Source organism: Arthrobacter sp. PAMC 25486 (assembly GCF_000785535.1).
Classification (GTDB): Bacteria; Actinomycetota; Actinomycetes; order Actinomycetales; family Micrococcaceae; genus Specibacter.
Map to the genome: position 1 here is coordinate 629,369 of NZ_CP007595.1, position 15,118 is coordinate 644,486.

Below are 15,118 nucleotides of genomic sequence, written 5' to 3' on the forward strand. Positions count from 1 at the left end.
TAAATCCAAACAACACCGTGCCACAGGGCAGCGGTCACCAGCACGTACAACCAGCGGGGCCGCAAGAAAAGTCCCTATTCCGCCACCGGGTTCCCCTCGATTTCCGCCACCTCGGACACCTCGGCCGCTTCCGCCACATCGGGCATCACATCCAGGCCCGGAACCTCGTCGATGGCAGGAACATCATCCATATCCGGCTCCGCATCGATAACGGCGGTGTACGCCACGACGCCGCGGCGCAGCAGGTCAACGGACTTCCTGCACACGGCACCGAACTCAGCGGGCAGGGACGGCACCTGGCCGAGCTGGCCCAGCAGGTCGATCACCTGCTTGGTCCAGCGCACAAAGTCACCTGCGGCCAGGTCGGTGCCGTTGAGCGCATCGTGCAGGCTGCGCCCCTGTGCCCACTTGTACATGGGCCAGACCAGGCCGAGCTCGGGTTCGCTCGTCAGCGGCAGCCGGTGCGACTCCTCCGCGTCCTGCAGCCGGGACCAGAGTACGATCACGTCTTCCACGGATTGTTCCAGGCTGACGCTTGGCATGCGCGGCCGGGCGCCCTCGGCGTCACGTTTGGACTGGTACACCAGGGTGGTGGTGAAAGCGGCCAGCTCGGCCGCGGATAGATCCGAGAAGGAACCCTGGCGCAGGGCGAGGGCAATGAGGAGATCTTTGTCCCCATACACGCGGCGCAGTCGCTGGCCGTCATCGCTGGGACGCAAGGCGCCGGCGTCGTCTGCCACAACAAAACCGTAGCTCGCCAGCAGGTCGATGACCCGGTCAAAGGTGCGTGCAATCGTGTTGGTGCGCGCCTGGATGGCCCTAACAATGCCGTCGGTTTCCTTGCGCAGCTTCCACCACCGCTCCGACCAGCGGGCATGGTCCTCGCGCTCACTGCAGCCATGGCAGGGGTGGGCGCGCAAATTCCGGCGCAGCCTGGCAATGGCCTCGTCCTCGCCGGGGTCCTGGAAGGTGAAAGCGGCCGAGCGGTGCGGCAGCACCCCACTGCCTGCGGCAAGTTTCGCCTCCACCGCGGCCAGCAGGTTCCGCTTGTCCTTGGGCACTCTCGGGTTGAAGCCCTTGGGCACGCGCACCTGCGCCAGCGCCTCAACGGGGCCGGACAAGTCGTGCAGGCTCAGCCGCCGGTATTCCTTGTCCAAGCCAAGAATGCCGGGCCGGGGTGCCCGGGAATGCGCGTCGTCATCAAGCACGACGGCGTACCCCCCGTTGCGCCCGCCGGTCACCATGATCACGTCCCCGGCACGGAGGCCCGCCACCGAGTGTGTGATGGCGTCGCGGCGCTGCTTGGCCTTGGACTTTGAGGCGCCGGACTCATGGTCGGAGAGTTCCCTGCGCAGTTTGGCATACTCGTTGAAATCGCCCAGGTGGCAGGTCATGGACTTCTCGTAGCCGGCCAGCGATTCCTCGCGTGAGCGCACCTGCTTTGCCAGGTCAACCACTGAGCGGTCGGCCTGGAACTGGGCGAAGGACGACTCCAAAATGGCGCGTGTGCGGTCGCGGCCAAATTGTGCCACCAGGTTGATGCTCATGTTGTAGGTGGGGCGGAAGCTGGAGTTCAGCGGGTAGGTGCGCTTGGAGGCGAGACCGCCCACGGCGCCCGGATCCGTGCCGGGCTGCCACAGCACGACGGCGTGTCCCTCAACATCGATGCCGCGGCGCCCGGCCCTGCCGGTGAGCTGGGTGTACTCCCCCGCGGTAATGCCAACGTGGGCCTCGCCGTTGTACTTCTCCAACTTCTCCAGCACCACGGTGCGGGCGGGCATGTTGATGCCCAGGGCCAGGGTCTCGGTGGCAAACACGGCACGGCACAGGCCGTCGGCAAACAGGTCCTCAACGACCTCCTTGAAGCTGGGCAGCATCCCTGCGTGGTGGGCGGCCAGGCCGCGCAGGAGGCCGTCGCGCCAGCCCCAGAAGCCCAGCACTTCCTTGTCCGAATCGGGCAGCTCGGCCGTGGCGGCATCAACCCGGCGGGCAATTTCGTCTTGCTCGTCCCGTGTGGTCAGCCACAGCCCGGCGGCGGCGCACTGCTGCACGGCGGCGTCACAGGCGGCGCGGGAAAAAATGAAGGTGATGGCCGGCAGCAGGTTCTGGCTTTCAAGGGCCCGGATGACCTGGGGGCGCGAGGCCGGACGTGCCCAACTCTGCCCGCCACGCTCCCCGCCATGGTTGTTACGGCCGCCGTCGCGGCCCCTATCGTCGCGGCTGCCACGGCTGCCACCCCTGCGCCCGTAGCTGCTCCCCCGGCCCGTGGAGACGGATTCGCTGCGGGCCAGCTTGAGGAGGTCGGCGTTGATTTTGGGTGTTTTGGCGGAGACCGTGGAGCCGGCTGCATTGGTGCCGGCGGCGATTTCGTCGAAGGCCACATTCTCGGCGAACAGGTCCACGAGGTCGCTGCGGACCATGACGTGCTGCCACAGGGGAACGGGCCGGTGCTCGGACACCACCACGGCTGTGTCCCCGCGCACTGTGCCGAGCCAGGCGCCGAATTCCTCGGCGTTGGAGACGGTGGCGCTGAGCGAGATGACCGCCACCTCGCTGGGGAGGTGGATGATGACTTCCTCCCATACGGCACCGCGGGCGCGGTCGGCCAGGTAGTGGACCTCGTCCATGACCACGTAGGCCAGGCCTGTTAGCGTGGCCGAGTCCGCGTACAGCATGTTCCGCAGCACCTCGGTGGTCATGACGACCACGGGGGCTTCGGAGTTGATGCTGGTGTCGCCGGTCAGCAGCCCCACATTGTGGGCCCCGTACTTCTCGCTGAGCTCCTGGAACTTTTGGTTGCTCAGGGCCTTGATGGGGGTGGTGTAAAACGCCTTGTGCCCGTTGTGCAGGGCCAGGTACACGGCGAACTCGCCAACGATCGTTTTCCCTGCGCCTGTGGGGGCCGCAACCAAAACACCGCGGCCGGCCTCAACGGCCCGGCACGCGGTGTCTTGAAAAGCATCCAGCTCAAACGCCAATGTGGCGGCGAATGCGGCAAAATTACTGCCCTGGTCCGCGAAGCGCTGCTGGGCTTCCAGGTATCGTTCGGAAGGACTGCGCATTTCAGAGTTCGGCATGCTTCTAGCCTACGTCAGCCGCCAAGCCCCACTGACCTTAGAGGATCTCCAGGTCGGTTGAGGGCGTGGCCACATCGGCGGTGGCCTCGGACTCGGCCGTCTTCCTTGCGGTGCGGCGGTCCTTGCGCTTGTCGTTGAGCATGCACAGGCCGATCGCACCGAAGTACAGCACCAGGAGCGGGGCGGCCAGGAAGAACATGCTCATGACATCCGAGCCGGGGGCGGCCATGGCCGAGACGATCGTGACACCCAGGATGGTGAAGCGCCAGGCCTTCAAATAGGTCCGCCCCCGCACCAGCCCAATGGCGTTCAATGCAAACAGCAAAACCGGCACCAGAAAGGCAACACCCATGAACAACATCAACTGCAAGGCGAACTGCAGGTAATCGATGGCCTTCATAATGTTGCTGCCGCCCTCGGGCGTGAAGGAGGTCAGGGCGCGGACAATGTTCGGCCAGATGATCCAGCCGGCAAAAATGCCGGCCAGGAACAACGGCACAGACGCGAACATGTAGGAGAGCGTGTACCGGCGTTCCTTCTTGGTCAGCCCTGGCGTGATGAACGCCCACAGCTGATAGATCCATACCGGTGAGGCAATGATCAGGCCTAGGATCAGCGAGATCTGGATCTTCAGGTCGAAGGACGTTGTGACGCCCTCAAAATTCAACTGTGCATCAATGCCGCGGATGGCACTGATGTCCCGCAAAGGCTCCGTCAGCGCATACATGAGCGGTTCATAAACGATCCAGCCAAGGATCACCCCGGGGATCATCGCCAGGGCACTCTTGAAGAGCCGGTTCCGCGCCTCAATCAGGTGCGCCTTGAGCGGCATCCGCCCTTCGGGGTTGGCCTTGCGGCCTTTTGTTGCGCCCACCGGTTCTGCGATGGCTTCTATGACTGAGCGCCGGTACCGGTTCCGGTACCCTCGCCCGGTGCTTTGCCCTGAGTCGGATCGTTGACGATTTTGCCTTCAAAGGGCGCCTCGGGGGCGGCTGGTGCCGCTGAAGCTGTGGGGCCGGCTGACGGCGCGTCGTCCTTGCCGTCGTTCTTCATTTCCTTGACCTCGGACTTGATGATCCGCATGGACTGGCCAAGGCTGCGGGCCATGCCGGGCAGCTTCGGTGCTGCGAAGAGCAGCAGAACAACAATGATGATGATGGTGATAGCCCAGGGGCTCTCAAAAAGTCTTCCCACGGTAACGCCTTTCCTTTTGGTTCATCCTACGTCCTGTATTGCTTCGATGTCGCGCAAGGATTGGAGTTGTCCGCGTTCTTTCCTGCGGGCGACGCGCCGTAGAAGGCGGGCGAAACGCCGTTCTTCCTTGGCAGCTAGGTAATCATCCTTCATTTTTTCAGGCGTTGCAAAAACTGCGCCGCCGGGAATGGTTGTGCGTTCCTCTGTGACGTGCTCCACGCGGGCCTTTTCCAGGCTTTTGTCCCAGAAGGCGCTGCGTTCGGCGCTGACCTGGTTGAAGGTGCGGGCCAGCGCCACCACCCCGCGCCACAACCTGAAGCCCAAAAAGACCATAAACAACAGGGACAGCGCGATGAGCGCAATCCAAATGACAATCCAAGACCACCAAGGCATTTTCCGAGTCTATCCGTCGAGGCTGGGAACATCCTTGACAGTTAAGCCATAAGCGTCATAGCTGTCGGCGGCGGCCATCAGCCACGCAGCGGACTCCAGGCGCGCCGTTTCGGGTGCGGCAACGGCTGCATGCCCACCCAGCCGCGCCATGAGGGCCGGCAGGATTGATGTCCTGCCTACAAGCAGCCGCAGCCCCACCCTGCCCTCACCCACATCAAAGAGCTTCGCGTCGTAGGCAGGGGCCAGCCGCCGGGCGGTCAAGGCGTCGGCCACCAGGTCCACCTGCACGTCGTCGGCGGTGGGGTGGTACAGCCCGTTCCCTGTTTCCCCCGCACCCAGTGTGCTCGGCGCACCGAGTTGCGCACCGGCGTCGTGCCAGGTCTTGATGCTTTCCACGCGGAAGCTGCGCAACGCACCCGACTCCCTGCACCAGGCACGCACATACCAGGCGGCGTCTACCGAGAACAGCTTGAACGGCTCGATGGTGCGGTTGGTCAACTCGTCGCGGGAACGCACCAGATAGGTGATTTTGCAGGCGCGGGCGTCCTCGATGGCGGCCTGCAGTGCGGCGATGGTCTGGGTCTCGGTCCCTGAAATTATTTCAAGTCCGACGGCGTTTGCCAGCCATGCGTCCCTGCCCGCCACCGCGGCCAGTGATGCCATGGCGGCCTCGAGCGCATGTGCCTGGGCGGTGCCGGGAACCGCCGAGAGCGCCTTCAGGCCCACCATGACGGAGCAGGCCTCCTCCTGGCTCAGGCGCAGGGGGCTGGCCAGGGTTTCGGCGTCACGGATGAAAATCTGTCCCGCTTCGTTCGTCACATCCATCAAGTCGCCATGAAAATATCCGGGCAGGCCGGTGACGTTCAGCGTGTCCATGTCCTTGGCCCACTGCTTGGCCGTGATGCCGAACTCGGCCAGGACCTCAGACTCGTCAACCCCCGGATTGGCAACCAGGTAGGGCACCATCGACAGCAGCCGGATGAGCCTGTCCCTGGAGTCCTTCTTCTTCGCGGGCGGGCCGGCCAGCGGTTTCTTCCACTCGGTGTGTTCCAGCGTGGCAGTCGCGGCTGCGGCGGCTGCGCGCAGCCGGTTCGCCACGGCGTCGCGGAGTTCGGCAGGTGCCAGGACCAGCGCCTGGGCACCCATGGAGGCAACGTCGTCGGCCATCAACTCGGATTCACGGTAGCTCAGCTGCACAACGTCCCAGCCGTCCCGCCGCCACGACGGCTCCTGCACCGCGGTGGTGCCGCTGCGGCTGCGCAGCCAGTGTGCCGTGCCGGTGGGGATGGCGATGCGGGCCGTGAGCTCGTTGCCGGTGCCCAGGGTATCCAATACGGGGGCAATCGCGAACGTAGCCGGGCGCTCGAAGGATTCCGTGGCATGGATGTGAACGTCGGAAGTGATGCGGGAGAGCCGGAAGTTGCGCACTGCCTGCTTGTCCGTGTCAAAAGCGGACAGATACCACTGGCCGTACTTGTTGCCCAGCCCCCACGGCGCGACGGTGCGGGTGGTGCTCTCCGTGGCGCCGGAGCGGCGATAGCTGAACGTGACGGGGTGGTGGTGGCGCAGGGCAGACCACAGCGGCTCAAAGCTGGGCTCCGCGGTCCGGATCCGGGAGCGGGAGGTGGAATCGTCGTCGTACCAGCCGGTGCCGGCGCGGGAGGCTATCTTGCGCAGGGCCGATTGGGCAGCGGCACCGAGTGTGGCCTCGGCCCACAGGTTTGCGGCGACGGACAGCAGCGACATGGCGGCTTCATCGAGACGGATCTCGGGGACTCGGTATTCCTCGGGATTGATGCGGTACAGCACCTGTTCATGCATGTCTGAACCATCGGGGCCAGACTGGGAGATCGGGATGCCCAGATCCTGCAGGGTGGCCTTGTCCCGCTCAAACATGCGCTCAAAGGACTGCAGGAGTGTGGCTTCCTCGGTTCCTGTGGACGCCTCGGGGGCGTAACCGTTGATGTTTGCGCGGAGATATTTCTTGCTGTGACCCCGCTGGGTGCCCAACAGGGCGATCACCAAATTCAGCAGGCGTTCAGTCGCATCAATTTTTGTGGGCACATGGCCACATTACTAGGCGCCACGATTGTTACGCCCATGGCCCCGCCGTCGCCTTTAAGCATCTGACCCGCAGTAGTGGCTGCAAAACACGTCAAAATTAGTGTTAAACAGCCACTACTGCGGGTCAGTTCAAGAGGCTTGCGCAGCGCTGGGAGCGGACTGCTGTCAGCGGACGGCTACGAGGTCCACCACGAAGATCAACGCTTCGTTCGGGCCAATGGCTCCGCCGGCGCCGCGTGAGCCGTAGGCCAGTTCCGAGGGGATCTCCAGGCGGCGGCGTCCGCCAACCTTCATGCCGAGCAGGCCCTGGTCCCAGCCCTGGATGACCTGGCCGATGCCGGCCTTAAAATCCAGCGGGGTGCCACGTCCCCAGGAGGAGTCGAATTCTTCACCGGTGGAGAAGGCCACACCGACGTAGTGCGTTGAGACGGCGCTGCCGCGCACCACTTCGGTGCCGTCGCCTTCAATCAGGTCCTCAATGAGAAGTTCCGTGGGGACGCCGTGGTCCGGGAATTCGATTTCCGGCTTGGTGCGGTCAAACTTGCGTGCTCCAAAAGACATGATGCTCCTTGTGGGTGGGGTTGGTGGGGATTACTGGACACCTAGGATATCAACAACAAACACGAGGTCGCCCTTGGCCTTGCCCTGGCCGCCGTCACCGTAGGCCATGGCCTTGGGAACGACGAGCAGCACACGTGAACCAACAGTCTTGCCGGTCAGGCCCGTGGTCCAGCCTTCGATGACTCTGTTCAACGGGGTGGTGAACGGGGTGCCACGGTCGAAACTGGAGTCGAAAATTTCGCCGCCCACAAAGTTGACGCCAACGTAGTTGACGACGACAGTGTCGGTGGCCTTCACTGCGGGGCCCTTGCCGGTGACGAGGTCCTGGGCGATGAGCTCGGTGGGCGCCTTGGCGTCGCCGACGGTGATCACCGGGACACCCTTGTCGCTGTCCTTGACGGTGGGCAGACCTGCCGGCGGGGTGACTGTCTCGCCCTCGGGCTTGGCTAGCGGCTTGGCAACATCGGCGGCGGATTCGATCTGGAAGACCGTCAAGACGGTTGGCTGGGCGGGCTGGGCGGGGGCTGCCGTGCTGCCCTCAACCGCTGCCGTGCCGGGGAAGGCGTAAGCCACAAAGGAACCGACCTTGGCCCCAACGAAGGTGGTGTACACCAACGGGTTGGTGGACTTGAACGCGTCATCGAAGACGAGCTTTTCGCCTGCGGGGTCGGAGTAGCTGTTACCGTTGGTCTTCCCATCCTCGGCGTTGAACCCGATGGCCTGGAGTGTTACGGACTGGCCTGCCTTGACCGGCTCACCCTTGCCCTCGGTGACAACCTTGACCGATTCGGCCGTGATGGCCAGGGGCTTGTCAAAGGTGACCGCGGGGGCCTTGCCCTTGCCCTGGTCCTCGACCTTGACGGAGGACAGTGCCTCGGCGTTGGCCGGTGGAATGGACACTGGCGCGCTGGGATCACCTGATGCGCCAGAATCGGAGGCCCCCGAGGAGCAAGCGCTCACCAGGAGTAGGAGTGGAAGAAGCAGAGCAAGAAGTCGGCGCACAAAAAACACTTTCGACGGCGGGAACGAGCGGACATGGTGCTGCTGGCTGTACAGAAAACCAACACCCAGCCTATCCGGCCAAGCTGGACAGTTCCCCCATACAGCCCTTGTGAAGCTAGGGAATCCCTATGAGTTTCTTCCCAGCCACCAGCGTGCCGTGCCCACCACGGCGCGCCGTTGTCAGTAGTCGGCCCGGAGGGAGTCGATGAGCTGATCCACACGCTCATCGGCATTCTTGAAGGGGTCCTTGCACAGGATGGTCTGGTGGGAACGGTCGTTGAGTTTCAGGTGCACCCAGTCAACCGTATAGTCTCGCCCGGAATCCCTCGCCGCTGTCACGAACTTTCCGCGGAGGTGGGCCCGTGTTGTCACCGGCGCCACCTCCGTGGCTTCGGCAATCTGCGCGTCCTCAACAACCCGTGCCGCGGCGCCCCGGCGTTCCAGCATGTTGAACAGTCCGCGGTCGGGTGAGATGTCGTGGTAGCGCAGATCGAGCTGTGCGACTTCAGGGGAACCCCACTCGAGGTTGTGCCGGTCCGCGTAGGCGCCTATCAGCTTGGCCTTGATGGCCCAGTCAATCTCCGTGTCAATCGTTGAATAGTCCTCGGCCTCAACCGCGTCCAGGGTCCGCTCCCACAGCTCAAGGATGCGCGGCACCTGGTCGTTGTGGGCGCCGTGGGTGCGCACAAAGTCGCTGACCTTGGCCAGGTAGTGGCGTTGGATCTCGACGGCCGTCAGGGTGCGTCCGTCGGCCATCTTCAACGGGTGCTTGCCCGTGATGTCGTGGGAGATTTCACGGATGCTGCGGATGGGGTTTTCCAGACGCATGTCGGCCATGATGGTGCCGGCTTCCACCATGCGCAGGATCAGGTCCACGCTGCCCACCTTGAGCATGGTGGTGGTCTCGGACATGTTTGAATCACCCACAATGACGTGCAGCCGGCGGTACAGTTCGGCGTCGGCATGGGGCTCATCGCGCGTATTGATGATGGGCCGGGAGCGGGTGGTGGCCGAGGAGACGCCCTCCCAGATGTGGTCGGCGCGCTGGGAAAACGCATACTTGCCACCCTGCTGGGCGGGCAGCACCTTGCCGGCACCGCAGAGCAGCTGCCGGGTGACAAGGAACGGGATCAGGATGTCTGCCAGCCGGTTGAATTCGCCCTTGCGGGTGATGAGGTAGTTTTCGTGACTGCCATAGGAGTTGCCTGCCGAGTCAACGTTGTTCTTGAACAGGAACACCTTCCCCGTGTAGCCCTCCAATTCGAGGCGGGACTGTGCTTCCTGCACCAGCTCGTGCAGGATCCGCTCCCCCGCCCTGTCATGAGCGATGAGCTGGGCAATGTCGTCACATTCGGCCGTGGCGTACTCGGGGTGTGAGCCAACATCGAGGTACAGCCGTGAACCGTTCGGCAAAAAAACGTTGGAGGAACGGCCCCAGCTCACCACTTTTCGAAAGAGGTACCGGGCCACTTCTTCCGGCGATAGCGGCCGGGCGCCCGGCGCGGAATAGGTGACGCCAAATTCTGTTTCAATGCCGAATATCCGCCGGTCCACCGGTTGTGTCTCCTTGGGTCATGGTTCAAATGGTGCAGATTAGAGATTTGCTGCCAGCGCCCGGGCAACCTCGGTGTCGTCCAGCCGCCTGAAGGCCCTGTGCGAGCCGCCCACGGCCGGGGTGTTGCGGTCCAGCACGGCCACTTCCAGAATGGCGGCCGGCAGGTGTGCGCCGGTCCCGGCTGCTACGCTGGCGCCCGCCCGGGTTGCTGCCCCGGTTGACGTACCGGCACTCTCGGCCGGGGCCCTCGGCGCCTCCAATGCCGTGACGGCCCAGCGCAGGGCCTGGCCCAGGGAAGCCCCGGGGGTCCACAACTTCCCCAGTGCGCCCTGGACTAGTTCGGCCTGCCCGCCCATGGCCAGGAAGTTGGATTCGTCCGCAATGGAACCGTCAAAGTTCAGCCGGAAGATGTGGTCCTCGCCTTCGCTGCGGCCCACTTCGGCCACCGCCAGCTCCACCTCGAACGGTTTTTGTTCGGCAGTAAAAACGGTGCCCAAACTTTGGGCGTAAACACTGGCAAGCCCGCGTGCCGTGACGTCGACACGGTCATAGGAGTAGCCGCGCACATCAGCGTAGCGCACGCCGGCCTGGCGCAGGCTCTCAAATTCGTTGTACTTGCCCACAGCGGCAAACGCTATGCGGTCATAGATCTCACCGATCTTGTGCAGGGTCGACGACGGATTCTCCGCCACCAGGGCCATCCCGTCGCGGCAGCTGAGCACCACCACCGACTTCCCGCGCGCAATGCCCTTGCGGGCAAAGTCGGCGCGGTCCTTCATCACCTGTTCAGGGGAAACATAAAATTGCTGAGCCATGCTAAGCCTCCCTGCGCTCGATGGTCCGCCGGGCAATAATAGTCTCCACCACGGCAGCCAGCGTCTGCGGCGGAACCCGGGTGGCGCCGTCGTTCGTCACAAGATACACAACCGGCCACAGCTGGCGCACCAGGTCCGGACCGCCCGTGGCGGAGTCGTCGTCGGAGGCGTCGATGAGTGCCTCGACACTCACCTCGACCGCGTCCGCCGCCGTCATCGCCGGACGCCACAATTTCTTCAGCGCACCGCGGGCAAACACCGATCCGGAGCCAACACTGTGGTGCTCAAGCTCCTCGTAGCGACCGCCGGTGACGTCATAGGAAAACAGCCGCCCCACAGCGTCCCCCACCGCACTGCGGGCGGACTCAACCCCCGCAAACAGCGGCACCACGGACAGCCCCTGCAACGCCATGGGCAGGTTGGCACGGATCATGGCGCCGAGCCGGTTCGCCTTGCCCTCAAGGCTGAGCAGCGTGCCCTCAATCTTCTCGTAATGCTCAAGCTCCACCTGGAACAGCTTCACAATGTCAATGGCGATTCCGGCCGTTCCGGCGATGCCCAGCACCGAATAGCGGTCCGCCGGGAACACCTTCTCAATGTGCCGGTTGGCGATCATGGAACCCATCGTGGCGCGCCTGTCCCCCGCCATCAGCACCCCGCCGGCAAAGGTCAGGGCCACGATGGTGGTGCCGTGCGGCGTGGCCGGGACGACACCGGCCGGCAGGTCTGCCCGAAACGGCAGCAGCGCAGGATTGCGCCGGCTCACATGGTCAAAGAACGACGACGGGGTGCCCCCGGCTTCCAGCGCCGGGAACCCACTGCTCATGGGGGTGCCCATGGTGCCTACTGGCCACCCTTCTGGACGAAACCGCGCACAAACTCCTCGGCGTTGACCTCAAGCACGCCGTCAATCTCATCGAGGAGGTCATCGACGCCCGAGGTGGCCGCTTGCGCGGCTGCTGAATCGGGGGACGGTGCCGGCAGCGGCACGTCCTCGACGTGTTCCTCTTCGGGACGGGAAGAGACGTTTTTCTGTTCCTGTGAAGCCATGATGCGTCCTTTTTGCGTGGTCATGAATACCGGGGCCGGTACTTGGCTTCCATCCTGCCACGGACGGGGCGAGATTGTGCGAGTTGCTTTCCGGACGCGACACACCAGCTAATGCGAGGTGGCGAGCAGCTGCTCCAGGAAATCCGCCAGCTCGGGATTTTCATCAAACAAGGTGGCCGTCAATTCCTTGGTTCCCCGCAATGGTTCCTTCGTGGAGACCCGTTGCAGCCGGCGCAGCTGGGGCAGCTCAAAAATGACTGAATCCCAGCTGGCACCCACCACATGGGCACCAAATTCCTGGATGCAGCGGCCACGGAAGTACGCCCTGGTGTCCGACGGCGGCGCCTCGACTGCCGCCGCAATGGACTCGTCCGTGACCACACGCGCCATGCGACCGCGCTCCAGGAGCTTGTAATACAGCCCCTTCTCCGGCCGGATGTCAGACCATTGCAGGTCAATCAGACCCAGCCGCGGATCGTCCCAGGACATCTTGTCCCGGGCGCGGTATTGCTGCAGGAGGTGCAACTTGGCCACCCACTCCAGCTGCCCGGCCAGCGACATGGGGTCTTGGCCGAGCCCCGTGAGCACCTCCTCCCATTTCGCCAGCACAGCGCCCGTGTGCCCGTCGCCGGTCTCCGGGTGGCTGGAGCCGTTGGCTGCACAGTGTGCCTTTGCGGCGTTGAGGTAGCGCCACTGCACCTCGAGGGCGCTGGCGCGGGTGCCGTCCGTCAACAGGTGGGTTTCGCGCAACGCCCAGTCGTGGCTGACGGCCCGCAGGGCCGCCACGGGGTCGGCAAATTCCAGTTCGGGGGCGGTGCCCCGTTCGATCATGTCCAGGACGAGTGCGGTGGTGCCGAATTTCAGGTAATTGGAGACCTGGCTCAGGTTGGCGTCGCCAATGATGACGTGCAGTCGCCGGTACTTGTCGGCCACGGCGTGCGGTTCGTCGCGGGTGTTGATGATGGGGCGCCGGATGGTGGTTTCCAGGCCCACCTCCGCCTCAAAGAAATCGGCGCGCTGGCTGAGCTGGAAGCCTGCTCCGGAGCCGTCTTGGCCAAGCCCCACCCGGCCGGCACCGCACATGATGGCCCGAGTGACAAAGAACGGGGTCAGCCCGGACACAATGTTCTTGAACGGCACGCTGCGCGGCATGAGGTAGTTCTCGTGGCTGCCGTAGGACACCGCTTTGTTGTCGGTGTTGTTCTTGTACAGGTTGATCCCGGGCAGCCCGTCCGTGGCGGCGATCCTGCGCACGGCGGCGAGGGCCACAAGGTCCCCCGCGGCGTCCCAGCGCACGGCGTCAAGGGGGTTGGTGACCTCGGGTGAGGAATATTCGGGATGGGCGTGGTCCACATAAAGCCGTGCCCCGTTGCCCAGCACCATGTTCATCATCAAGGGTGCGGTGGAGTCGCCGGTTTCGCCGCCTTCCAGGGCAATCTGGGCGGCGGTCAGCTCGGTGTCCGTGAGCTGGCTGGGGTGTGCTGCGCTGCGGGGCATGGACCAGCCGCGCGCATCGGCCAGGGGGTCCTCATCGGTGTAGTCCCAGCGTGTTTCCCCGCCGGCCGACGCCCGGTGCCGCGTGGCCTGTGAGTAGGCGTTGACAACCTGGGTGGACAGCCACGTGGCGTTGAACGTTCCGCCCTGGGGGGCATGGATGCCGTATTCGGTTTCCGCGCCCATGACCCGCACAACGCTCACAGGTACTGCCCGGTGTTGGGAAGCGTCTCCAGCGTCCTGCCCGGATTCTGGCCTTCCTTGCTTTGGACAATGGTGCGGATGTACGTGATCCGCTCACCCTTCTTGCCGGAAATCCTGGCCCAGTCGTCCGGGTTGGTGGTGTTGGGCATGTCCTCATGCTCACGGAATTCATCCACGACGGCGCGGAGCATGTGTTCGATCCGGATGCCCTTCTCACCGCTGGTCAACAGGTCCTTAATGGCGTACTTCTTGGCCCGGTCCACCACATTCTGGATGACGGCGCCAGAGTTGAAGTCCTTGAAGTACAGCATTTCGGTGTCGCCGTTGGCGTAGGTGACCTCCAAGTATTCGTTCGACTTGTCCGTGGCGTACATGGCCTCGACGGTGCGCTGGATCATGGCGTCCACGGTTTCCTGCAGGTCACCGTGGTTGGCGGTGAGGTCGTCCGGGTGGAACGGCAGGGTGGTGGTGACGTACTTGGCGAAAATATCCGCGGCTGCCTCGGCGTCGGGACGGTGGATCTTGACCTTCACATCCAGCCGGCCCGGGCGCAGGATGGCCGGATCAATCATGTCTTCCCGGTTGGAGGCACCAATGACAATGACGTTGTCAAGACGTTCGACGCCGTCAATCTCACTCAGGAGCTGGGGGACGATGGTGGTTTCCACGTCAGAGGAAACACCCGTGCCGCGCGTGCGGAACAGCGAGTCCATTTCGTCAAAGAACACCACGACGGCACTGCCATCCGACGCTTTTTCACGGGCGCGGCTGAAGATCAACCGGATCTGGCGTTCGGTCTCCCCCACGTACTTGTCCAGCAGTTCTGGGCCCTTGATGTTCAGGAAGTAGCTCTTCTGGTCCTTGACGCCCGAGCGTTCCCGCGCACGCTTGGCCAGTGAGTTGGCCACGGCCTTGGCGATCAGGGTCTTGCCGCAGCCGGGAGGGCCGTAGAGCAGGATGCCTTTGGGTGCCTTGAGTCCGTGTTCGCGGTATAGCTCAGGATGCAGGAAGGGAAGCTCGACGGCGTCGCGGATCTGCTCGATCTGGGAGGCCAGCCCGCCGATGTCCGAGTAGGAGATGTCGGGGACTTCCTCCAGGATCAGGTTTTCCACTTCCGACCGCGGCACCTTCTCCAGCGCATAGCCGGTGCGGCCTTCAAGGGTCAGCGCGTCACCGACCTTGACGGAGCCGTCCTGCAGGGCGCCGGCCAGTCGCACCACGCGTTCCTCGTCGGCCCGGCCCACTACCAGGACCCTCGTGCTGCCCAGCAGTTCCTTGACGGTGACGAGCTCACCCACCTGCTCATAGCCGAGGCCTGCGATGACGGTGAAAGCCTCATTGAGCAGGACTTCCTGGCCAACAGTGAGCTCGGACAACTTCAGCAGCGGGCTCAGACCGACCCGCATCTTCCGCCCGGAGGCGAAAATATCCAGGCTCTCCCGGGTCACGGCGGCGTTGACGCCCGACCCTGTGCGTGGGGTGTTGATGGCCAGGACGGTGCCGAACCCATAGGGCGGTTCACCGTCGTTCTCCAGCGCCGAGCGCAACTTGGTGATCTCGGCCCTGGCGGTCTCCAGCATCGCGACCAGTTTGGCATTGTTTTGGGTGGCGGAAGCCAACTGGCGGTCCAGGTTGCGGGCCTTGTCCCGTAAGACGTTGAGCTGGCGTTCCAGCACCGCCTGCTGCCCCGGGCCGGTGGAATATCCTGC

At 64.1% G+C, this 15,118-nt stretch carries 12 protein-coding genes and 1 pseudogene; all 13 read right to left on the minus strand.

Annotated features, from left to right (window positions below; genetic code table 11):
• Positions 1-74: 74 nt before the first annotated feature.
• Positions 75-3,077 carry an RNA helicase gene (locus tag art_RS03050; protein WP_253901457.1) on the minus strand — a complete coding sequence of 1,001 codons (3,003 nt, stop codon included), beginning with the start codon at positions 3,075-3,077 and terminating at the stop codon, positions 75-77.
• Between the two features lie 37 nt (positions 3,078-3,114).
• Positions 3,115-3,951 (minus strand): twin-arginine translocase subunit TatC, encoded by an 837-nt coding sequence (tatC, locus tag art_RS03055; RefSeq protein WP_253901458.1) that lies wholly within the window; start codon positions 3,949-3,951, stop codon positions 3,115-3,117.
• Between the two features lie 17 nt (positions 3,952-3,968).
• The gene (tatA, locus tag art_RS03060; RefSeq protein ID WP_038462436.1) at positions 3,969-4,271 is read right to left on the minus strand and encodes a Sec-independent protein translocase subunit TatA; all 303 of its coding nucleotides are present in this window, start codon (positions 4,269-4,271) and stop codon (positions 3,969-3,971) included.
• Positions 4,272-4,292: 21 nt separating this feature from the next.
• Positions 4,293-4,664 carry a hypothetical protein gene (locus art_RS03065; RefSeq protein ID WP_038462438.1) on the minus strand — a complete coding sequence of 124 codons (372 nt, stop codon included), beginning with the start codon at positions 4,662-4,664 and terminating at the stop codon, positions 4,293-4,295.
• A gap of 9 nt (positions 4,665-4,673) precedes the next feature.
• On the minus strand, positions 4,674-6,728 hold the full coding sequence (locus art_RS03070) for a YafY family protein (protein WP_038462440.1): 2,055 nt from the start codon (positions 6,726-6,728) through the stop codon (positions 4,674-4,676).
• 165 nt (positions 6,729-6,893) lie between these two features.
• Positions 6,894-7,289: an FKBP-type peptidyl-prolyl cis-trans isomerase gene (locus art_RS03075; RefSeq protein ID WP_038462442.1), complete on the minus strand. Its 396-nt coding sequence runs from the start codon at positions 7,287-7,289 to the stop codon at positions 6,894-6,896.
• Positions 7,290-7,319: 30 nt separating this feature from the next.
• Positions 7,320-8,189, minus strand: coding sequence for an FKBP-type peptidyl-prolyl cis-trans isomerase (locus art_RS03080; RefSeq protein WP_367643758.1), 870 nt, complete (start codon positions 8,187-8,189; stop codon positions 7,320-7,322).
• Between the two features lie 282 nt (positions 8,190-8,471).
• Positions 8,472-9,845 (minus strand): Pup--protein ligase, encoded by a 1,374-nt coding sequence (gene pafA, locus art_RS03085; protein ID WP_038462444.1) that lies wholly within the window; start codon positions 9,843-9,845, stop codon positions 8,472-8,474.
• 39 nt (positions 9,846-9,884) lie between these two features.
• Positions 9,885-10,661: a proteasome subunit alpha gene (gene prcA, locus art_RS03090; protein ID WP_038462446.1), complete on the minus strand. Its 777-nt coding sequence runs from the start codon at positions 10,659-10,661 to the stop codon at positions 9,885-9,887.
• Between the two features lies 1 nt (position 10,662).
• A complete protein-coding gene (prcB, locus tag art_RS03095) occupies positions 10,663-11,499 on the minus strand; it encodes a proteasome subunit beta (protein ID WP_052135943.1) in 837 nt (278 codons plus the stop codon).
• A gap of 5 nt (positions 11,500-11,504) precedes the next feature.
• Complete coding sequence (locus art_RS03100) at positions 11,505-11,711, minus strand: ubiquitin-like protein Pup (protein ID WP_038468456.1); 207 nt, start codon at positions 11,709-11,711, stop codon at positions 11,505-11,507.
• A 108-nt stretch (positions 11,712-11,819) separates the two neighbouring features.
• Positions 11,820-13,391, minus strand: coding sequence for a depupylase/deamidase Dop (gene dop, locus art_RS03105; RefSeq protein WP_038468459.1), 1,572 nt, complete (start codon positions 13,389-13,391; stop codon positions 11,820-11,822).
• A 14-nt stretch (positions 13,392-13,405) separates the two neighbouring features.
• Positions 13,406-15,079: pseudogene (arc, locus tag art_RS03110) on the minus strand (proteasome ATPase); the annotation flags it as partial.
• Positions 15,080-15,118 lie beyond the last annotated feature (39 nt).